We start from the raw sequence: 20,893 nt of genomic DNA, 5'->3' as shown, positions 1-20,893 counted from the left end.
TCCGGACACCCAGCGTAGCGAATCGGTGTCGTTTCCACGTGCACGCCGTCCGGACACGGCCGAGGTCCGATGTCCCGACGGGCGTACTGCGCCGTGTCGCCTCGGTCGTCGAGCGCGGTTGCGCGTCGCCGGCGCTTCCACCCCGCGTACCCCGGTGCCGCGGGTCGCGGGTCCGTGCCCGCGGGCACACCACGCGGAGTACGTCGAGCATCGCTCCCAGTCCGCGCGCGTCTCGTGCCTCACGAGGGCGGCGGCTCGCGGAGGATCAGATCCAGGAGACCCGGAAATCGGATGTCGAATTCGGGACGACGCAGCCGATTGAGGCGCCGCGACCCCTCGTCCCGCTGCTCCACCAGGCCGGCTGCGCGCAGGACCGCGAAGTGATGGCTGCGCGTCGCTTTCGTGACGGGCAAGTCGAATGTGCCACATGCGCGTTCCCAATCCGGCGTGGCCGCGAGCTCCCTCAGGATCGCGCGGCGTACGGGATCGCTCAACGCGTCGAGCGCGTCCTGGAGGGAAACCGAGGCCGGATCGGTGTGCGTGAGTCGACTGGAGCGTAGGGACAATCGACATCCTTGGCAAAGTGTTCGATCAACGTCGTACACTTCAGCCTACCGTACGACCTCTGATGGAAATGAGCGATCCATGCCCCTGGTGCGTATCGACCTCGCCTCAACTCGACCGCCCGCCATGCGCCGTGCCATTGCCGACGGCGTCCACCGGGCTCTCGTCGACGCCATCGGCATCCCGGCCGAGGACCGTTTCCAGATCGTCACCCCGCACGGCCCGGACGAGTTGATCTTTCATCCGAGCTACCTCGACGTGGCTCGTGAGGACATCGTCTACGTACAGATCACCCTGGTGACCGGACGACCTCGGGAACTCAAGCTGGACCTGTATCGACGCATCGCGGCAAACCTGACCGAGGTCGGCGTACGCGCCGGCGACGTGTTCGTCACACTGACCGAGAATGCTCTCGACGGTTGGTCGGCGGGCGACGGCCAGGCACAACTGGTCGACTTGCAGTCTGTCGCCGGGACGGGAGACCCACAGTCCACGTGAGCCGCCGGCACCAAATGGCCGGCGCGGAGGCGCCTCGTGCGTCTCGCGGAATTGTTCGTCGGTCAGGGCGAGTTGCCGGAGTCGGGAGGTGGCGACGCGAGGATCCCGGGTCGACTCTCGGTTCCGGCGGCGGTGTCGCCGTCGGCGAAAAGGTCGGCTATCCGGCCTCGAAGGCGGTGCGCAGGATGTCACGATGGGCGCCCGTCGAAGCGCAACAGGCCCGGCCGCGATGCCGGTGTGGGCACGCCGTGTGCCCCGGCATTCACGTACGGGTGGCGCGGCGGCTGTTCGTCGTCACGGGGCGTACAGGTCGGCGATCAGCGGGACCAGATCGGTGTTGATGCCACGAACCAGGGCGTCGATTGCCTCGCGGGCCCGGCTGTACACACCGACCGCGACCGTTCAGGGGCAAGGTCCGCTCCGGGCGCTTCGCCGACGACACGACCGTCACCACCCGGACCCTGTCACCGCTGCCGGCCGCCGGACGAACCGGCGCGCCGACGTGCCGTACGGGAGATCCTCACCCACAGCCGCCCGGGTCACGGACCTGCGTCGGTCGGATGCACGGAACGGCGCGCGGTGTCCCCCCGCCGGGCCATCGCGAAGGGCGTGACGGCGTCGGCGGCGGAACACCTCCGTGCGCGGACCGACATGCGGACGGTCGGCCGGGAGGCTGACGGTGTGCGGTGGATCGTCTCGATGAACCGCTCGAATTCCGATGGTTCGACGAATAGCTCACTCGATCACGCGGTTGCGCGATCATACGATCACTTGACGTGCGGGGCGGAAATTGCCGCCCGCCGCGTTGTTCACGTCCAGGTGCGGGACGCGCCGGCACTCGAAACGACAGCGGGAGCGTCGCTGCGGATTCCTAGTGGGGCGAAACCGCGAACGGGAGCGGGACGTCCGACAGGATCCAGAGCTCGACGCCGGGCTGGTCCCATCGCGGGCGGCAGGCGTACGCCTTGTAGTGGGGGTTGTTCAACAGGCCTACGGCGTACTGCTCGCAGGCGGACGTGGACGAGAACGCCCGCTTGTACCGCCACTGGAAGTCGTCCGGCGCGGACCGGCTCGTGTCGGTCGACGCGGCGGGCGACGTGGTGGGCGCGGCGACGGCCGGAGCGACGGCGGAGAGCGCGCCGAGGGCCAGGCCGAACGCCAGGACTCCCGACACCGCGCGAAGCTTGTGGTTCATGGACCTTCCTTCCGGGGGAAACGACCGACGGATGTCGGCCGCCGGATCGAACGACCCGACAATCAGATTGAACGGGATCGGGCATGATCCATGTGACCTAATACGGGGGGAAGTACGTTGAAACATAAAGGAGTTCGTCTATCGCTGCCTGAACTCGCCGCGCCGGCTCCCGGGCGTGCCCACGGTAGGGCCGGCGCAGCGAGGCGAGCGGGGTCTCCTTCGGCGTTCGGCCGAGAGAACGGCGAGGCCCTGGGACGCGCCCGTCGACATCGGCGGTTGGAGCGCCCGAGCCGGGCCCGGCGGCGGACCGTACTCGCCGCCGTGCACGCGTGTGCGTCGCGTCAGGGAGTGAGGATGATCTCGCAGCCTTCGACGGCGAGGCACGGAGTCGGCACGCACGGGCCGAGCCAGATGTCGGTGACGGCGCTGACGTAGCGCGCGCCGCACCGGTCGGACGGGACGACGAGTTGGGTGCCGTGAACGTCCAACGCCCGGCCGTCCATCGCGGTGGCCAGGAGTACCGGGGCGTCACCGAAATCGGCGTCGATCTCCGCCCAGGACAACACTGTATGATGGCCGTCGCCGCCGGATATCACAAGGACGTAGCGGGACCGGTCCTTACGCCACCGGGCGTCGAAGGTCGGACCGGCGGCGGTGACGACCTCCCGCAGGAGCGGACCGTCGAAGGTGTGCCGTTGCGGTCCGCTCGTCGCGCAGTCGAACGTCACCACCGTGTGGTGCTGTGTCCATTTCTCCCGGAGCTCGGCGACCGTGACCGCGACGGGTCGGTGCAGGTTCCCGCGCAGCCGAAACGGTTTGGTGGGTATCGGCACGCCGAGCCGGCCCATCGACATCGCCTCCACACGGTCGGCACTTCGTCGTCCTCGCAAGCATGCCCAACGACTCGACACCCGAAGCGCAGATGCGCCGTCGAAGGCCATTTCTCCTTGCTCATGGCTCTTTAGAAGGGCAATTCTCCTGGCAGTTGCTTCTCCGACCAGAGGCGGGACCCCATCGCGGCCATTCCGCCGCGCGACGATCCCAGGCGCCGTACACGGCCCGGTGGTCCAGTTCGACGTACGCGTCGTCGAGGTCCTGTTCCGACGCGGCCTCCTCGAACCGGGCGAACGCCGCCGCGTCGGCGTCGGTGAGCGGGCGCACCGAGGCATCGTCGGGCTTCGGTGGTGAAGTAGAACAGGTTGTCGGCCCCGTTCAGCGTGATGTCGGACGCCGCCAGTCGTTCCCGTAGCGCCGCCTCGTCGACCGGCCGGACGCCGTCCAGGCCGAGCGTCGACGCGACCGCCGGGGTGAGCAGCACGCGGGTCGTGCCCTCGATGGTGGTCAGGACGCCGAGCCGTTCGTCCTCGTCGAGGGTGTCGTCGGCGTGCGGAAGGCGACTCGTGGGCGCGGGGATCCGCCAGAAGTCGGTGATGGTGGACGGGAACACGTCGGCTTTCCGGTTGTGGTGTCGGTCGGGGTGGTTCGTGCTGTCGAGGTGGTCGAAAGCGTTCTACGAGAGTGATCGAGCGGTCGGTGACGGCGAACCCGAGGCTTCGGTACGGGCCGACGGCGCCGGTGGGACTGTCGGCGTCGACGTCGAGTCCGCGGGCCTCGCGGCGCACGCCGAAGGCCGTGATGTATCCGAACGGGCCGCCATGCAAGGGCCATTCGTCCGGGGCCACGTCGACGAAGACGAAGCCGACGACACATTCGCCGTCGAGCGTGTCGGGAGCGTCGGGCGAGCCACCCGGGCAGGGCGGCGTCGCAGGCCGCGGGATGTTGCCGGCCGCGCACCTCCTGCCAGGCCGGGAGCGCACCGCCGATGCCTTCGCGACGCCGGTCCGGGGCCACCGTGCCGTCCAGGGCGGCGGGGGGCTCGGTCGGACGTCGATCGGCCCGGTCGGGTTCGCAAGCCGCGCGTGGCGCCACTCATGCGAGCCCGCCCTCCGGGCTTCGCCTGGCGCCGTGCCCGTCGCTGTTCAGTCCCCGGCCCGTATCAGCCCGCTCTCGTAGGCGAAGATCACTGCGTGGATGCGGTCGCGGAGGCCGAGTTTGGTCAGGATGCGGCCGAGGTGGGTTTTGACGGTCGTCTCTCCCACGAAGAGCCGGTCGGCGATCTCGCCGTTGGCCAGTCCCCGGGCGATCAGGACGAGGACTTCCCGTTCCCGGTCGGTGAGTGCGGCCAGGAGTTCGCGCTGGGCGGGCGCGGACGCGGGGGCGTGCCGGACGAAGCGTTCGACCAGGCGCCGGGTGAGTGAGGGCGCCACCATGACCTCTCCCCGCAGCACCGCGCGGACGGTGACCAGGATCTCCTCGGCGAGGGCGTCCTTGACGAGGAAGCCGTTCGCGCCGGCGCGCAGAGCGGCGTAGGCGTACTCGTCGAGGTCGAAGGTGGTGACGACGAGGATCCGGGGTCCATGGGGCTGTGCGCAGAGGTGTTCGGTTGCGGCGAGCCCGTCCATGCCGGGCATGCGTACGTCCATCAGGACGAGGTCCGGCTCCAGGGCGGCCACGCCCGTGATTGCCGCGTGGCCGTCGGCGGCTTCGCCCACCACGGTGAGGTCGGGCTGGCTGTCGATGACCATGCGCAGGCCCATCCGGATCAGCTCCTGGTCGTCGCAGATCAGCACCCGGGACAATGCCGGAGCGGGAGCCGGGGTCGGGGTCGGGGTCGGGGTCGGGTCGATCATGGGGTCGCCGTGACGGACTCGGGCTCGGTGGGGCGCAGGGTGGCGGTGACCCGGTAGCCGCCGTCGGGCGTGGGTCCGGCGTCGACGCTCCCGCCGTACAGGGCGGTGCGTTCGCGCATGCCGGTGAGCCCGTGACCGGAAAGGAGCAGCGGGGTGGGGTGCTTCGGGGCTGCTTCCCTTCCGGCTCCGGCCGAATTCTCCACCCGGACGCGGACCAGCCGCTCGGGCCCCTCGGTACCGGTGTCGACCCGTACGTGGATCGTGGCATCCGGCGGTGCGTGCTTGACGACGTTGGTGAGAGCCTCCTGCACGATGCGGTACGTCTGCGCGGTGAGATCCGCCGGAAGACCGCCATCCTCTCCACGAAGATCCAGCCGGGCGCGGGCGCCGCTCGTGTTGAGGCGCCCGACCAGCCGCCGCAGATCCGCCGAAAGGGACGTACCGGCCCCACCGTGATCCGGCCCGGGGCCTGGGCCGCCGGCCGGGGTGTCCGTGTCGGAGGTGCGCAGTACCTCCAGCAGCCGGCGCAGTTCGTCCAGTGCCTCGCGGCCGGTCGCGCTGATGACACCGAGGGTACGGTCGACGACCGTGGGGTCGGCGTGCCGCATCATCCTGCCGCCCTCCGCGCTCAGCACCATCACGCTCACACTGTGCGCGAGGACGTCGTGGATCTCGCGGGCGATGCGCGCCCGTTCCTCGGCGACGGCGACCCGGGCCAGCGCGAGGCGCTCCGACTCGGCGAGCGCGGCCCGCCGCTCGAACTCGGCGATATAGGCGCGCCGGGCACGGACGTACTCGCCGAACACCCAGGCCCCGGCCAGCAGGAGCCCCACCGCGAGCGGGGTGAGCCAGGCCCCCCGGGTGCCCGGGCCCCCGTAGTCCCGCTGCCAGGCGGGAATCCACAGCACGACACAGCCGGCGGCGCAGAGCACCGTCGCCGCGGCGACCCGGCGCAGGCCGCGTACCGTGAGGGTGGCCAGGACCGCGGCCAGTGCGACGGCGCCGCGTCCCGGTTCCTGTCCCCACACGTGTCCGAGGTACTGCGCCCAGAACGCGGCCGTCACCACGGCCGCGACGAGGACCGGCCGGCGGCGGCGCCAGAGCAGGGGCAGCACAAAGGCGACGTAGACGCACGTCTGTACCCAGACCGGTTGCCAGCCCGGCTGCCGGCGGATCACCGGGGGCACGGCCACCAGCACGAGCAACAGGACGTCCGCCGGCCACGAATGTTCGCGCCGCAGGCGAAGCAGGGTCTCGATCAGCCGTTGCACCGCCTCACGCTATGGTCGGGGCCCGTTCCCCGGCATCATCCTGGCGGGCGTCACGGGGTCCTCCCGCAGTCGTACGGACACCGGCCGGGGATACGACGTGCGGCTACCCGGGGCGCTTCCAGCATGGCCGCCATGTCGATCACCACCGAGTTCCTCAGGCGTCCCCTCATGACCGGCGCCGTGGCGGCCAGTTCACGGCGGCTGGCGTACGCGATGACCGAGGGCATCGGCCTGGAGCGGGCCCGGCTCGTCGCCGAACTCGGTCCCGGGACCGGGGTGTTCACCGACGCGATCCTCGCTCGGCTTGCCCCCGACGCACGGCTCGTCGCGGTCGAGCTCAACCCGGTGCTCGCCGTACGGTTGTCGGCCACCCGGCGCGACAGCCGGCTGACCGTGGTCCAGGGTTCGGCCGCCGGGCTGGCCGCCGCAGTGGGCGAACCGGTCGACGCGGTGGTCTCCGGGCTGCCGTGGACGGTCATGTCGCAGGACCGGCGCGGGCACATCCTGGATGCCGTGACCGAAGTCCTCGCGCCCGGCGGCCGGTTCACCACCTTCGCCTATCTGCACACGGCCCGGACTCCGCCGGCCCGTCACTTCACCGCCGAACTGGCCCGCCGTTTCGACCGGTTGGAGCGCTCGAAGGCGGTGTGGGCGAACCTCCCGCCCGCTTTCGTGCACAGGGCCACCCGGAGGCCATGACCGCGAGCAGGCCCGCGAGAGCGAGGCCCGAGACCGGGAACCAGTGCGAGGGGTGAGCTCATCCGGGGGACGGTGCGGAGGTTGCCGGTCCAACGCGCCGGCCGGGTTCCCTGGCAGTTCGTGCCCCCGAGACGAGGAGAGCCCTGCGGCACAAAGGCCGGTACTTCTACGGTGGTGCGGACTCACTCCTGATCGGCCTGCCGCCGGATTGTTCCTCGACACCGTCTCGTTCCGCATCGCTTCCTCGGCCAGAGCCCGAGCCGCCGGACCGTCGTAACGCGTCCCGCACAGCCCGACGGACAACACTCCGGTGGCTCTCGGCCGTCCGCTCCGAGCCGTACACCGGCACGGTGTCCTCCGGGAATTCCGCCGCCCGGCGTACGAACTCCTCCACCTGGTACGGAACTTCGCCCCTTGGGGAAGGCGCGCGTCCTGTCACACACGGATCAACACGCTGCGGCGTTCGGCTGGTGAAGCCTTCTTGGCCTTGCCGAATCGGACGCAGCTCCGGGACCTGACCGTCCTTGTTCCCCGGCGGCGGCCTGCCCTTCGACGGATCCGGATCCGGCTCGCTGTGTCAGCGTCGGCTTCTCCACCGCGACCCCGAGCGGGACCCCGATCAGCCCGGTGACGGATACCGAGGTCGGCACTATCGCGATGGTCTGCTTGGGTGTCATCCCGAGGGCCTTGAAGATCCCGCGTTGAGAAGAACAATCGCCGACCACGAATTCGCCGTGTTCGCAGGTGCTCACACCACCTGCCCGCGGCGGGATTCGAGGCGAGGCCGCGGCGGGCCGGTCAGGCCGGGGCGACGGTCGGGCCGGCGGCGCGGCGGGCGAGGGTGGTGGTGAACGCGCGCAGGAGCAGCGCCGCGGTGGCGGCGAGACCGGTGAGCAGGCCGAGCCACAGGCCGAGGGTGTGTCCGCCGAACCCGAACGCGAACAGGCACGACGCCGGCAGTCCGATCGCCCAGTAGCCGACGAGCGTGACGCGGAAGCCGGTTCGGGTGTCGTCGAGGCCGCGCAGGAGTCCGACGCCGATGTTCTGCGCGCAGTCGAAGAACTGCAGGACGGCGGCGACGATCAGCAGGCGGGTGGCGATCGTCAGGGCGTCCTCCGATGTGGAGTCGAGGAACGGGGCGAGGACCAGGCGCGGCACCGCCAGGTACACGGCGGCGACCGCGGCCATGACACAGGCCGCGCAGCCGAGCGCGGTACGCATCAGACGGCGGGCTCGGGCGTGGTCGTCGAGAGCGATCTCGCGGCTGACGTTGATCGACGCGGCGTGGGAGAGTCCGACGGCGACCTGGAAGACGATGTACACGAGTTGGTTGACCGCGGTGTGGGCGGCGAGAGCGGCGGGGCCGAACGATCCGGCCATCAGTGCCGTGACGAAGAAGAACCCGGCCTCGGAGCCGTATGTCGCGGCGATCGGCATGCCCAGTGCGACCAGACGGCGCACGGTGGCGCGGTCCGCCTTGGCGGGATCGAGGGCCAACAGCGGGGCGAGTTCGCGGTCGCGGCGGGCGACGGTGTACAGCGCGAGGAATGTCAGCAGGTAAACCGTCGACGTGGCGGCGCCGATCCCGACCAGCCCTGCCTCCGGCAGGATCCATGTGCCGTGAACGAGGGCCCAGTTCAGTCCCGCGTTGACGGCGACGGAGGCGACCGTGATGTGCAGGAGCGCCTGGGGACGGCGCATGCCGACCGTGAACTGGCGCACGACCTGGAACCACAGGCACGGCAGCAGGCCGGGGGCGAGGGCGGCGAGCATGTGCCGCGCGCGGCGGGCGACCTCGTGGTCCTGGCCGAGCAGGGGCAGCGCCTGGCCGACCGCGAGCATCAGTACCGCGCCCACGAGGCCGGCACCGGTGGCGACCACCATGGCGGCACGCACGACGCCGCGTACTTCCTCGCGCGCGGTGTTCGCCGTCGTCCCCGGCTCGGCGATCCCCGTGTTCGCGGTTCCCGGCGCGGTCGTCGCCGCCTCGTCGGCGGCGCGTTCGGCACGTGCGGCGGCTGCGGCGACCTGGTTGCCGACGGCGGTCACCAGGCCCACGCCCATGGTGCGCACCTGGTTGAACACGACGATCGCCAGTCCGCCCGCAGCGAGTTCCTCGGTACCGAGCAGGCCCATCATCACGGTGTCGGTCGTGGTCAGCGCGACCTGGGCGAGCTGGGTGAGGATCAGCGGGACGGCGAGCACCGCCAGGGCGCGGCCGTCGCGGAGGAAGGTCGTGGACATCGTGCGCAGCGGCTCCTCGGGGTCGGGCAGGGCACCGTAGCAGCCGGGTTCCACACCGTCGGAGCGGGGTCGGGCAAGGGCCGGGAGGACCGCGCGCCACCGTCGGTGATCTTGCGCGAGCCACCTGAATTAGGGTAGGCACACCTAATCCATTCGTGGTTGTGGTTCGGGAACGAGGACGCACCGTGTACGTGAACAGGCGCCAACTGCTGATATCCGGCGGAGGGATCGGGGCCGCCACCCTCGTCGGATGCTCGTCCCGGGGCGGCGACACCCCCGCGCCGCAGACCACGGGCGGCACCCCGAAGAAGGGCGGCACGCTCCGCGTCGGCGCGCTGGGCCGGGCCAGGGCGATCACCCGAGACCCGCACGGCACGCAGAGCAACGAGAGCGACTACCTGGTCCTGTCCCTCGTGTTCGACACGCTGACGGTGCCCGCGGGCAAGCCGAACACCGCGCCCCGCCTGGCCGCGTCGTGGGAGTCCACCCCGGACCTGAAGACCTGGCGCTTCAAGATCGCACCCGGCGCCCTCTTCCACGACGGCAGTCCGGTCACCGCGGCCGACGTCGTCTGGTCGCTGCGCCGCCTGCGCAACACCAAGTCGGGTGCCTCGCGCCTCCCGGGCATCCAGGCGGACAACATCACCGCCGACGGGGACACCACCGTGGTCCTGGTGTCCGACTACCCCAATGCCGAACTGCCGCTGCTGACCCGGCTGAGCAGCTTCGTCCTCAAGAAGGACACCCCGGACGGGGCGCTGGACAAGGCGCCCGGCACCGGCCCGTTCAAGCTCGACTGGTACCGCAACGGCAACGCCCGCCTGGTCCGCAACGAGAAGTGGTACGGCGGCGAAGTGTTCCTCGACGCCGTCGAGATCACCATGTTCGAGACCGCGCAGGCGATGTCCAACGCGATCCTCGCCGGCCAGATCGACCTGGCCTCCAACGTCGGCCCGGTGGCCGCGCGCATCGCCGAGACCCGCAAGGACCTGCGCGTGGTGCGCCGCGCCGACGACATGGCCATGCCGATCGTCATGCGCGCCAAGGACGGCCCGTTCGCCGATCCCCGCGTACGCGAGGCCCTGCGCCTGGTCGTCGACCGCGACGCCATGGTCAAGCAGGTCCTGTCCGGCTACGGCACCGTCGCCAACGACATCATGGGCACCGGCGACCCGCGCTACGCCCGCGACGTCCCCCAGCGCACTCGCAACCTGGCCCGCGCCGGGCAACTCCTCGCCGAGGCCGGCTTCGACCTGGGCAGGACGTACGACCTGATCACCACCGAGGACATCGCCGGACTCGCCGAATCCGCCACGCTGTTCGCCAACCACGCCCGCGAAGCCGGCATCAGGATCAACGTCGTCAAGCAGGAGTCCGGCAAGTTCTGGGACGAAACCTGGCAGAAGGGCACTCTCTACACGACGTACTGGGGCACCAACGACTCGGTGCTCTTCCTCGGCTCCAAGCTCATGGTCGGCGACGCCGGCCAGAACGAGGCCCAGTTCGCCGACCCGGCCTTCGACGACGCCTACCGCCGAGCGGTCGGCGCCGCCGACGAGGCCGGCCGCGCCGCCGCGCTCGTCGAGGTGCAGAAGATCCAGCACGAGCGCTCCGGCTACCTGCTGTGGGGCATGGCCGACGGCATCGACGTCGCCGCCGCCAAGGTCCAAGGTCTGCCCACCCTGGCCGGGTACGGCCGCGTCCAGTTGCAGAGCACGTGGCTGCGCTGACCCCGGGCGCAGCGGCGGCCGGGGCCACCGACCCGGTGCGGCGCGCGGGGCGGGCCGCACTGCGCGTGGGCGCCGTCCTGCTGCGCCGCGCCCTGGTGTTGGCCGCGCTGTTGGCGGTCGTGTTCGCCGCCGTCGAGATCCTCCCCGGCGACGCGGCCACCGCCACCGCGGAGCGCGGCGACAGCGCCGCCGACCTTGCCGCCCGGCGCGAACACCTCGGCCTGGACCGGCCGTTGTGGGAGCGCTTCACGGACTGGATGACCGCACTGCCCACCGGCGACCTGGGCACCTCCGCGCGCGGCGAGAAGGTCGCCGACCTGCTGCGCGACCCGTTCCCCAACACCCTCGCCCTGGCGGGGGCGGCGTTCGTCCTCACGGTCGCCGCCTCCCTGGCGCTCGGCTGCCTGGCCGCCGCGCGACCCGGCGGGCGCACCGACCGCGTGATCGGCCACACCGCCACGACCGCGTTCGCCGTCCCCGACTTCGTCCTGGCCACCGGCCTGATCCTGGTCCTGTCCCTGTGGACCGGCTGGCTGCCCGCGGTCACCGTCGCCGACGCGTCCGGCGAACCCGCCGAATGGACCATGATGATCATGCCGGTGCTCGCCCTCGCCATCCCACAGGCGGGCTGGAACACCCGCATCGTGCGTGGTGCCCTCGCCGACCAGGCCGGCACACCTCACGTCGAAGCCGCCCGCCTGGACGGCCTGTCCACCACCCGCGTCCTGCTGCGCCACGCGCTGCCCGGCGCGCTCCCCGTCATCGCCACCGGCGTCGCCACCTCGACGGGCATGCTCCTCGGCGGCGCCGTCGTGGTGGAGACCCTCTTCAACTACCCGGGCATCGGCACCGTCCTGGCCGGCGCGGTCGCCGGCCGCGACACCGCCCTGATCGCCGGATCCGTCGCCCTCTCGGGCGCCGCGATCACCGTCGTCCTCCTCGCCGCCGACCTCGTCCGCGCCAAGACCGCGGGAGCCGGCCGATGACCACCACCTCCAGCGACACCGCCGCGCCGGCGCCCACCCGCCCCGGCCGGCGCCGGCTCGCGCGCCGCGTGCTGCCCCTCCTCCTCCCGGCCGCGCTCTTCCTGGGCGCGGCTCTCGCCGGGCCCTGGCTCGCGCCACACTCCATCGACGCCCCGGTGACCGCCACCTACGCCACGGCCGGCGACGGCGCCCTCCTCGGCGGCGACCAACTCGGCCGCGACGTGTGGTCCCGACTCCTGCACGGCGGAGGCGAGTTGATCGGCTGCGCCTTCCTCATCGGCGCCGCCGTCACCGCGACCGCGGCCCTGCTCGGCTGCCTCGCGGTGCTGCGCCCACGCGCGGGCCGCGTTCTCGAACGCACCGCCGACGTCGCCATCCTCCTGCCGTCCGTGTTGGGCATCATGCTCGTCGCCCTGGCCTGGCCGGACGGCGGACGCTGGGCCGTGATCACCGCCGCCATCGTCCTGGGCGTCCCGTTCGCCGTTCGCGTGGTCGCCGCGGCAGCGGCTCCGCTCGCCGACGCCGGGTACGTCGAAGCCGCCCTGATGCGCGGCGAGTCCAGCCTCTCGATCACCGTGCGCGAGCTCCTGCCGAACCTCCGCGGCACCGTGACGGCCCTGTTCGGACTGCGCTTCGTGGAAGCCGTCTACATCATCTCCACGGCCGCGTTCCTGCAGATCGGCCCACAGCCACCCGAAGCCGACTGGGCACTGATGATCCGCGAGAACGCCCCCGGCATCCTGCTCAACCCGTGGGCCGTCCTGGCCCCCGGCGCCGCCATCGCCCTCCTGGCGATCACCGTCAACCTCGCCGCCTCGGCACCGGCCCCCCGCACCCAGGCGGTGACGACGGCATGAACCCGCGAACCCCCATCGGCACGACGCCCGACGACGGCATCGGCCACGACAACCGGCCGGACATCTCCCGCGATGCGGTGCGCGCCGACGTCCCCGACACGGTGGCCGTCGACCTCGCCGGACTCGGCATCCGTCTCCGCCACGGCCCGCGCCTGCTGCACCCGATCTACGCGACCGTGCACGCGGGGCGCGTCACCGCGCTCACCGGCGCGTCCGGCTCCGGAAAGACCACCCTCCTCAAAGCCCTGCTCGGTGAACTGCCGCCCGGCGCGAGAGCGGACGGCACCGCACACGTCCTCGGCCACGACGTGCTGCGGCTGGACCGCGCCGCACTGACCCGCCTGCGCCGCACCGAACTCGCCTACGTCGGCCAGGATCCCGGCTCCGCGCTCAACCCCCGCATGACCGTGCGCCGCCTCGTCGCCGAGACCGCCCACGACCCGACCCGGCAGGCCGTCGAAGCCCTCCTCACCGAATGCCGCCTGCCACTCGAGGACGGCCTGCCCGACCGCCGACCCGGCGCCCTGTCCGGCGGCCAGCAGCGCCGCGTCGCACTCGCCCGCGCCCTGGCCCGCAACCCCCGACTCCTGCTGCTCGACGAACCCACCGCCGGACTCGACCCCGCGCTGCGCGACGAGATCGCCCGACTCCTGCGCCACCTCGCCGACACCCGCGGACTCGCCGTGCTGATGGCCTGCCACGATCCGGAACTGGTCGGGGCGTGCGCCGACGACACCATCGCCCTCATCACAGCCGGCACACCGGGCACACTCGGTGCGGCCGGTAAGGCGGCGCGCTCCCTCGCCGACCCAACACGGGTGCGGACCCGGATGCCGGCGGAGCCGATCGCGCCCGGCGAGCGCACCGCACCCCGGATCGCCACCCTCCACGTGCGCCCGCCCATCGGGTCCATCGCCGCGGCGGTGCCCGCGCAACACGGACTCGCCGCCCACGGGGTCACCGTCGCCTTCGGCACCGGGCGCGGTCGCCGCCCGGCGCTGGACGGCGTGGACCTCACGCTGCCGGCGGGCACCGCGGTGTCGATCGTCGGCCCGTCCGGATCCGGGAAGACCACGCTGCTGCGGGTGCTCGCCGGACTCGCGCTGCCCGACTCCGGCACCCTCACCCTGGACGGCGCGCCCCTGCGTCCTGCGGTGCGCCGCCGAGGACGCGACCGGCAACGCCGCATCCAACTCGTCCCGCAGAACCCGCTCGCCACCCTCAACCCGAGCCGCACCGTCGGGGCCGCCCTCACCCGCCCACTGGCACTGCACACCCGACTCACCCGCGGCCCGCGCACCACACGTGCCGTCGAACTGCTCGAACTCGTCGGCCTGCCCGCCGCCTTCACCGACCGCTACCCCGCCGAACTCTCCGGCGGCCAACGCCAGCGCGTCGCCATCGCACGGGCGCTGGCCGTCGACCCCGACTACCTGCTGTGCGACGAGATCACCAGCGCCCTCGACCCCGACACCGCCACCGCGATCATGGATCTCCTGCGCACCGTGTGCGCCGAACGCGGCACGGCCCTCGCCCTGGTCACCCACGACCACCACTTGGCCGCCGACTACACCGAGACGGTGCACGTCCTCACCGACGGCCGACTCACGTCCCGCGGCGACAGCGCGACCCTCCCGTCCCAGGACACGGGGGTCCTCCGGGCGCCCTGACCGGCCAGGCGGCGCACGCCGAAGCGGACACGCGCCCCCCTGCGACCGGGTCGCCGGGGCGATCCCCACGCCGACCCGCGCCGCGTCGCCCGGTCCCCTTGCTCTCAGCGTTCTCTCAGGCGTGATCCGCGATGGTTTCGGGGACAGAGCACCGGTGCGTCGTCGTTCCCGCGATACGTGGTCGAACCGACAACCGGACCGCGAAATATCGGAGGGATCACTATGGCACCGTCGGCCGTGTCCGACCTGGCCGTGAACGTCCTGGACGCGAGTTCGTTGTTGTCCGCGTTCGGGGCGATCGGAATCGCCGTGGTGTTGTTCGCGGAGACCGGTCTGCTGATCGGCTTCTTCCTTCCCGGCGACTCGTTGCTGTTCACCGCCGGTCTGCTGTGTGTGTCGAGTTCCTCCGGGGTCCACCTGACGCTGTGGCAGGTCCTGCTCGCCGCCGTGGCCGGCGCCCTGATCGGCGCGCAGGTCGGGTACGTCCTGGGTCGGCGCGGCGGACGCGCGCTGCTCGCCCGGTACAAGAACAAGAGGCTGCACGAGGGTGTGCGGCGAGCCGAGGAGTTGCTGGCCCGGTACGGACACGCCAAGGCGGTGGTGTTGGCCCGCTTCGTACCGATCGTGCGCACCGTGCTGAACCCGCTCGCCGGCGTCCTGGAGATGCCGGTGCGCACCTTCACGCTGTGGCAGACCCTCGGCGGGGCGGTCTGGGCGATCGGACTGGTCCTGGCGGGCTACGGCCTGGGTTCGTCGGTACCCAACGTGGACACCTACCTGCTGCCGATCGTGGCGCTGGTCGTCCTGGTGTCGCTGACGCCCATCGCTCTCGAACTGCTCAAGGCGCGACGACGGAAGCCGCGCACCGCACCTCGGCACGCCGCACATGGGGAGGAATCATGACCGCGTGGGCCCTCTCCGGCTCGTCCGTCGACGGCGGGCTGTACACGCGGGTGACCGAATGGGCCCGGCACACGCCGGATTTCGTCAACCGGGTGATCGACGACTGGACCGCGTACGGCCTGGTCGTCTTCGCGGCGCTGATGGTGCTCGCGTGGTGGTCGGCACGCGGGCAGGACACGGTGCGGATGGCGCGGGCGCTGTGCGCGCCGCTGGTGGTGTCCCTGGTGTACGCGCTGGACACCGGACTCAAGAGCCTGGTCCACGAGCAGCGGCCCTGCCAAAGCATGGCGAACTCGTTCACCGTCGAGAGCTGCCCGGCTCCCGGCGACTGGTCGTTCCCGAGCAACCACGCGGTGATCGCGGCCGCGGCGGCGACCGTGATCTGGCTGCTGAACCGTGCCCTGGGCATCCTCGCGGCGGTCGCGGCGCTTGCGATGGCGGCCTCCCGGGTGTGGGTGGGCGTGCACTATCCGCACGACGCGCTCGTCGGTCTCCTGGTCGGGGTGCTGTTGGCGTGGCCGCTGACCCTTGCGGCGGGTCGGGCCGCGCCCTTGGTGGAGCGGATGCGGGACTCGCGGATGCGTCCGTGGGTCGCCGCGGGGCGATGATCGAGCGCGGCCGCACCGCGTTGGCGAGCCGGTGGGCGCGGGTCCGTGGGTGGTACCGGCGGCACGCGGGCGTGCGCACCCGGTCGGCACTGGCCGCCGCGGTGGTGGTGGCACTGGTCCTGGCCGTGGCGATCGCCGCGTTCGTCCTGCTCTACCGGAGGTCCCTGGAACGCACGATCGACGCCGACGCGGCCCGGCAGGCCCGGACGGTCGCCGCCGACCTGGCCCGCACCGGCGTACCGGAAGGCGAGTTCCCCACCGAGCGAGGTGGGTCGGCGCTGGTCCAGGTGCTGCGTCCGGACGGCACGGTGCTCGCGTGGTCGGGCGCGCTGAAGGGACGGCCGCCGATGTCGGCCGCCCGGCCCGCGGCGGGCCGGCTGCTGAGCGAGGGCCGGCGCGGGATCATCGGCCACGAGGACCGATACCGGGTGGCCGCGATCGGCGTGGGCCTGACGGACGGCACGTACACCGTGGTGGTCGGTGAGTCCCTGGAGCCGATCCGGGACAGTGTCGAGGACGCCGCCGCGCTGTTGATCATCGGATATCCGGTGCTGGTGGTCGTGGTCGCCGGCGCCACGTACGCCTTCGTGGGGCGATCGCTCGGACCGGTGGAGGCGATCCGGCGCAAGGTGGCCGGCATCGGCGCGGCCCGCCTCGGCGATCGGGTCCCGGTGCCCGAGGCGCGGGACGAGGTGGCCCGGCTCGCCGAGACGATGAACGAGATGCTCGACCGTTTGGAGAAACAGGTCGACGCGCGGCGTCGGTTCGTCGCGGACGCCGGGCACGAGTTGCGCAGCCCGCTGACCACGCTGCGCACGGGCCTGGAGGTGCTGGGCACGCGCCCGCTCGCGGACCGGGACACGGCCATGGTCGAGCTGCTGACCGCGGAGACCGCACGCCTGGACCGCCTGGTCGACGACCTGATCCTGCTCGCCCGCGCCGACGAACGCGAACTGCGACCGCGCTTCGCCGACGTGGATCTGGACGACCTGGTCGATGCCGAGCGGCACCGGCTCGCCGCCCGGCATCCCGGCCTGGCCGTGTCGGCGGAGATCACTCCGGTACGGATGCGCGGCGACGCCCATCGACTCGGTCGAGTGCTGCGCAACCTCGCCGACAACGCCGCCACGCACGCCGAGGGGAGCGTGCGGTTCACCCTGCGCGAAGTCGACGGCAACGCGGTCGTCGAGGTGATCGACGACGGGCCCGGCATTCCGGTCGAGGAGCGGGAGCGGGTGTTCGAGCGGTTCGTACGACTGGACGAGAGCCGGCGCCGCGATTCGGGCGGCACCGGATTGGGGTTGGCGATCACGCGCGAGGTGGTCACCGCGCATGGGGGGACGGTGGAGGTGTTCGCCTCGGCGCGGGGCGGGGCGCTGTTCCGGGTGGTCCTGCCGTTGGATGCGGGTGACGAGGCCACCGGCCGCTGATACGCCGAGGGTGGGCGACGGTCGATGCGGGCCGGGCCGGTGAAATCCGCACCGCGCCCTGAGTCCGCGGAGCCTTTGGCGAGTCCGGTTTCCGGTCAGCAGGTGTTCATCGGCATGGGGTGCACATCGTGCTTGTGCCGGAGCTTGTCGAGCAGGTTGTCCGCGTGTTCGACGGCCACGTGCAGCGCGTGCGGTGCTTGCACAGCGTCGGCCCCGGTGGTGCAGGGGCGCGGATTCCGCTCCTGGGCCGCAATCGGCGGCAACATCAAAATGGCCACCACAGCCGCGGCCAAAACCGTCGTCGCGATGACTCGCATCCGCCATCCACGCCGACCACGCAGGGAACTGGAACGGGTGATCACTGCCTTTTCCCTCCCCCGGCACCACACAACGCCGGCCCGGTCGGGCCACCCTCACCGGCAGCCAACCACCCGCCGGCTGAGAATGTGCTGAGAAGGGGAGAGCCCCGGGAGGACATCCGACCCCGACCCGCCCCCCTTCGTACGCCCGCGCCCGCCTCCGCCGCCGCGTGTGCCGGGCGCGATGCGGCCGGCATCGCCCGGCGTTGTCGTGTCTCAGCGTCTTCTTGGGTTCGGGGTGATGTGCTGGCTGCACGGTCGGCGGTTTCGGCGGCCGGTGCGCGGGCGGTGGAGGTTTCGGGTGCGGGTGCTGTTGGTGGAGGACGAGGTGCGGTTGGCGGAGACCGTGCGGCTGGGATTGGTCGACGCCGGCTTCAACGTCGAGGTGGTGCACACCGGGACGGACGGTCTGTGGGCCGCGACCGAGAACACCTACGACGTGATCGTGCTCGACATCATGCTGCCGGGCATGAGCGGCTATCGGGTGTGTGAACGGCTGCGCGAGGCGGGCGTGTGGACCCCGGTGTTGATGCTGACCGCGAAGGACGGCGAATACGACCAGGCGGACGCGTTCGACCTGGGGGCGGACGACTACCTCACCAAGCCGTTCAGCTTCGTGATCCTCATCGCGCGCCTGCGCGCGCTGGTGCGCCGGGGAGCCCCGGTGCGACCCGCCGTGCTCGAAGTCGGCGGCCTGGCCCTGGACCCCGCACGTCGCCGGGTCGTCCTCGACGGCGTGGAAGTACGGCTCACTCCGCGGGAGTTCGCGCTGCTGGAGTTCCTGATGCGGCGGGCCGGCGACTCGGTGTCGAAGACGGAGATCCTGGCGAACGTGTGGGACGCGCACTACGAAGGACCCGCGAACGTGGTCGAGGTCTACATCGGCTACCTCAGACGCAAGATCGGCCGCGAAGGCCGCGACACGGACACGGGTACGACCGAACCGTCGGGCGCGCACGGCCGGCCCATGATCGAGACCGTGCGCGGAGTCGGATACCGGCTGATCGTTACCGACTGAATCGCAATGACGGCCGCGATCGTCACCGAAGGCATCGGCGCCGCGCCACCCGTACGCGAGAGTGCCTCGGCCGGAACGTGGTCCGCCTCGAACTCGAAGTGGTCTTCGCGGCGTTGTTCGACCGGGTGCCAACACTGTGGCTCGCCGGCTCGGGCGAGGACGTCAAGCCGCGGCCGAGCGCGCACGGTCGGAAGTCCTCGCAAAGAGCGCCCTGTGTCCACGGCCGACCATGACATCGTCACCCGACAAGCGCAATCGTGGCGGGGCGACACGCCGGGACGTGGGGCGTGAAGGGGTGCGGGGCAGATGCGCGCCTACGCTTCGGGACATGACGTCAGCGGCGCGTACGCGGGTCGCCGTATGGGGTCTGAGCAGGGCAGCGGCGGGTGTTCGGCATGTGCAGACGCTGGTTCTGGCGGCCGTGGTGACGGTGTTGCTCACGCGCCTGGCGTTGTCCGAGTCCGGCTATCCCAAGGTCGGCGTCAACCACCTGCACATCGCGCACGCGGTGTGGGGCGGGCTGCTGATGTTGCTCGCGATGGTCCTGCAACTCACCCTGATCGGGCCGCGTCTGCACGATGTCACCTCCGTCGTCGGCGGCGTGGGCTTCGGCCTGTTCATCGACGAGATCGGCAAGCTGGTCGGCCGCACCGGCGGCTACTTCTACAAACCGGCCGTGGCCATCATGTACGTGACCTTCGTGGCGCTGCTCGTGCTGGTGCAGTTGTTGTTGCCGGTCGAGCGCATGAGCCCGGACGACCGCCTGGTCAACGCCGCCGTGGCCGCCGCCACCCACCTGCGCCGGGGCCTGACCGCGCCGCAGCGGGAGCGGGCCCGGGAGGCGCTGCGCGATCAGGCAGGCACCCCCGAACACTTCGCCGTCATGGGGCTGATCGAGGCCTGTCCCCTACACGTCTCACGCGTCGCGGGCCTGTCCCGGCTGATCGAGCGCCGGGTGACCCGGATCCGCGAGGGCATCGAGGCGCACACGTGGTTGTGGCTGGTGATCGTGGTCGCCCTCGGGCTCCAATCGGGCGTCGGCGTGCTGATCCTGGAATCGCTGGGCATCGATCGCGCGGCATTGGGCTACGACGCGCTCGACTCGATCCTGCCCGCCGTCTCCTCGGTGGTCTCGCTGACCCTGGCCGCCGCCGGAGTGGGGGTGTTCCTGTGGAACCGCCTGCTGGCCTATCGCCTGGTCGCCGCGTCGCTGCTGGTGAGCATGCTGGTGACCCAGGTGTTCATCTTCGCCGAGTACCGGTTCTTCGGGCTGTACAGCCTGGCCGCCAATGTGATCGTGTACCTGATCGTCGGCGTCAAGATCCGCCTGCTGCGTCGAGATCGCACGCGCCCCCCGACCTGGACGGCGTCCGTGGATCACCACCCCGCGGGCTGAGCACGTCCGGCCGCGCATATAAAACCGACGATCATCGTTGACATGTGGGTCTCCCGCTACCGGGGAGATCCACATGCCGAAGTCCGCCGCCGCCCCACCGCTCGACTGTGAGGCCAAGCGGCGTTTGGCAGTCGAACGCCACGTCGAGCAAGTCACCGGGAACGTCGCGATGTCCGGCCGGTACTTCGAGATCGGCAGGCAGGCGTACTACGGCTGGTGCCGCCGCTACCAGGCCGAGGGGCACAGAGGGCCCGCGAGGATCGCGATGTACCTCGAGCGATACCACGACGTCACCATCAGCAAATCCGGTGTCCGGCGCATCCTGCACCGACTGGGCATGGGTCGCCTGCCCGCCTCCCAGCGCTGCAAGCGCCACGACCGCCGTTGGAGTCCGACGAGGTGTGGTGGCAGCGCCACGGCCCGGCCTGGGTCGCCATACGTCAGGACATCCTCACGAAGTCACCCCCGCCGAACTCCAACAGGCCCGGGCCGATCGGCCACACGACGCGCTGCTCGAACCGCGCCGGGACGCTCCCCCCTCGTAGGTGCCCGCCGCGAGGGCCCTTTGCCGACGTGCGATCGGTCCCGAAGCACGGGCACGACTTCGGTCCGCTGGAACTGGTCGCCCGCCGGGGTTCTCGGCCGCGCGCAGCTGGGCTGTCGTCGGCATCCCCGACGTATCTTCCGGCCGGGGGGGGGGGGGGGGGTGGGCCGCCCAACGACCAGGAATAGTGGGGCCAGACACCCGGGAGGGGGGGGGGGGGGGTGGCTGTGT

At 71.6% G+C, this 20,893-nt stretch carries 19 protein-coding genes; 11 read left to right on the top strand and 8 right to left on the bottom strand.

Going from position 1 to position 20,893, the window contains the following annotated elements:
* Positions 1-239: 239 nt before the first annotated feature.
* A complete protein-coding gene (locus ACFRCG_RS03170) occupies positions 240-566 on the bottom strand; it encodes an ArsR/SmtB family transcription factor (RefSeq protein ID WP_380028442.1) in 327 nt (108 codons plus the stop codon).
* A 79-nt stretch (positions 567-645) separates the two neighbouring features.
* Between ACFRCG_RS03170 and ACFRCG_RS03165 the strand changes: the two genes are divergently transcribed.
* Entirely contained in the window at positions 646-1,062 is a 417-nt protein-coding gene (locus tag ACFRCG_RS03165) for a tautomerase family protein (protein ID WP_380028192.1), read from the top strand.
* 871 nt (positions 1,063-1,933) lie between these two features.
* Here ACFRCG_RS03165 and ACFRCG_RS03160 read toward each other — a convergent pair.
* From ACFRCG_RS03160 to ACFRCG_RS03140, 5 genes are all read right to left on the bottom strand, one after another.
* Positions 1,934-2,257: a hypothetical protein gene (locus ACFRCG_RS03160; RefSeq protein WP_380028189.1), complete on the bottom strand. Its 324-nt coding sequence runs from the start codon at positions 2,255-2,257 to the stop codon at positions 1,934-1,936.
* 341 nt (positions 2,258-2,598) lie between these two features.
* Positions 2,599-3,111 (bottom strand): molybdopterin-dependent oxidoreductase, encoded by a 513-nt coding sequence (locus ACFRCG_RS03155; protein WP_380028440.1) that lies wholly within the window; start codon positions 3,109-3,111, stop codon positions 2,599-2,601.
* A 107-nt stretch (positions 3,112-3,218) separates the two neighbouring features.
* Positions 3,219-3,704, bottom strand: a complete 486-nt coding sequence (locus ACFRCG_RS03150; protein WP_380028187.1) for a hypothetical protein — start codon at positions 3,702-3,704, stop codon at positions 3,219-3,221.
* A gap of 532 nt (positions 3,705-4,236) precedes the next feature.
* A complete protein-coding gene (locus ACFRCG_RS03145) occupies positions 4,237-4,947 on the bottom strand; it encodes a response regulator (RefSeq protein WP_380028185.1) in 711 nt (236 codons plus the stop codon).
* Positions 4,944-6,218 (bottom strand): sensor histidine kinase, encoded by a 1,275-nt coding sequence (locus ACFRCG_RS03140; RefSeq protein ID WP_380028183.1) that lies wholly within the window; start codon positions 6,216-6,218, stop codon positions 4,944-4,946. The genes ACFRCG_RS03145 and ACFRCG_RS03140 overlap by 4 nt, the downstream gene beginning before the upstream one ends.
* A 132-nt stretch (positions 6,219-6,350) precedes the next feature.
* On the opposite strand from ACFRCG_RS03140, the gene ACFRCG_RS03135 reads away from it, so the two are divergent.
* Positions 6,351-6,917 (top strand): class I SAM-dependent methyltransferase, encoded by a 567-nt coding sequence (locus ACFRCG_RS03135; protein WP_380028181.1) that lies wholly within the window; start codon positions 6,351-6,353, stop codon positions 6,915-6,917.
* Positions 6,918-7,715: 798 nt separating this feature from the next.
* Here the strand turns inward: ACFRCG_RS03135 and ACFRCG_RS03130 are convergent.
* Positions 7,716-9,161 carry an MATE family efflux transporter gene (locus tag ACFRCG_RS03130; protein WP_380028178.1) on the bottom strand — a complete coding sequence of 482 codons (1,446 nt, stop codon included), beginning with the start codon at positions 9,159-9,161 and terminating at the stop codon, positions 7,716-7,718.
* A 185-nt stretch (positions 9,162-9,346) separates the two neighbouring features.
* On the opposite strand from ACFRCG_RS03130, the gene ACFRCG_RS03125 reads away from it, so the two are divergent.
* The 7 genes from ACFRCG_RS03125 (at position 9,347) to ACFRCG_RS03095 (ending at position 17,345) form a co-directional block, all read left to right on the top strand.
* Positions 9,347-10,891 carry an ABC transporter substrate-binding protein gene (locus ACFRCG_RS03125; RefSeq protein ID WP_380028176.1) on the top strand — a complete coding sequence of 515 codons (1,545 nt, stop codon included), beginning with the start codon at positions 9,347-9,349 and terminating at the stop codon, positions 10,889-10,891.
* Positions 10,879-11,877 carry an ABC transporter permease gene (locus ACFRCG_RS03120; protein ID WP_380028174.1) on the top strand — a complete coding sequence of 333 codons (999 nt, stop codon included), beginning with the start codon at positions 10,879-10,881 and terminating at the stop codon, positions 11,875-11,877. The genes ACFRCG_RS03125 and ACFRCG_RS03120 overlap by 13 nt, the downstream gene beginning before the upstream one ends.
* Positions 11,874-12,734: an ABC transporter permease gene (locus ACFRCG_RS03115; RefSeq protein WP_380028172.1), complete on the top strand. Its 861-nt coding sequence runs from the start codon at positions 11,874-11,876 to the stop codon at positions 12,732-12,734. Before ACFRCG_RS03120 ends, ACFRCG_RS03115 begins: the two co-directional genes overlap by 4 nt.
* Positions 12,731-14,404: an ABC transporter ATP-binding protein gene (locus ACFRCG_RS03110; protein ID WP_380028170.1), complete on the top strand. Its 1,674-nt coding sequence runs from the start codon at positions 12,731-12,733 to the stop codon at positions 14,402-14,404. Before ACFRCG_RS03115 ends, ACFRCG_RS03110 begins: the two co-directional genes overlap by 4 nt.
* 222 nt (positions 14,405-14,626) lie before the next feature.
* Positions 14,627-15,307, top strand: coding sequence for a DedA family protein (locus ACFRCG_RS03105; protein ID WP_380028168.1), 681 nt, complete (start codon positions 14,627-14,629; stop codon positions 15,305-15,307).
* Positions 15,304-15,915, top strand: coding sequence for a phosphatase PAP2 family protein (locus tag ACFRCG_RS03100; RefSeq protein ID WP_380028165.1), 612 nt, complete (start codon positions 15,304-15,306; stop codon positions 15,913-15,915). The genes ACFRCG_RS03105 and ACFRCG_RS03100 overlap by 4 nt, the downstream gene beginning before the upstream one ends.
* Positions 15,912-17,345, top strand: a complete 1,434-nt coding sequence (locus tag ACFRCG_RS03095; RefSeq protein WP_380028438.1) for a sensor histidine kinase — start codon at positions 15,912-15,914, stop codon at positions 17,343-17,345. Before ACFRCG_RS03100 ends, ACFRCG_RS03095 begins: the two co-directional genes overlap by 4 nt.
* A gap of 95 nt (positions 17,346-17,440) precedes the next feature.
* Here ACFRCG_RS03095 and ACFRCG_RS03090 read toward each other — a convergent pair whose 3' ends face one another.
* Positions 17,441-17,662: a hypothetical protein gene (locus ACFRCG_RS03090; RefSeq protein ID WP_380028163.1), complete on the bottom strand. Its 222-nt coding sequence runs from the start codon at positions 17,660-17,662 to the stop codon at positions 17,441-17,443.
* 343 nt (positions 17,663-18,005) lie between these two features.
* Here ACFRCG_RS03090 and ACFRCG_RS03085 point away from each other — a divergent pair, with 343 nt between their 5' ends.
* On the top strand, positions 18,006-18,722 hold the full coding sequence (locus ACFRCG_RS03085) for a response regulator transcription factor (RefSeq protein WP_380028160.1): 717 nt from the start codon (positions 18,006-18,008) through the stop codon (positions 18,720-18,722).
* 328 nt (positions 18,723-19,050) lie between these two features.
* Positions 19,051-20,118 carry a hypothetical protein gene (locus ACFRCG_RS03080; RefSeq protein ID WP_380028159.1) on the top strand — a complete coding sequence of 356 codons (1,068 nt, stop codon included), beginning with the start codon at positions 19,051-19,053 and terminating at the stop codon, positions 20,116-20,118.
* The last annotated feature ends 775 nt before the right edge of the window (positions 20,119-20,893 follow it).

The sequence above is a fragment of the Embleya sp. NPDC056575 genome (assembly GCF_042793325.1).
In the GTDB taxonomy this organism is placed as follows: Bacteria; Actinomycetota; Actinomycetes; order Streptomycetales; family Streptomycetaceae; genus Embleya.
The sequence above is the reverse complement of the archived record's forward strand: the minus strand, read 5'-3'. Positions and strand labels throughout refer to the sequence as shown.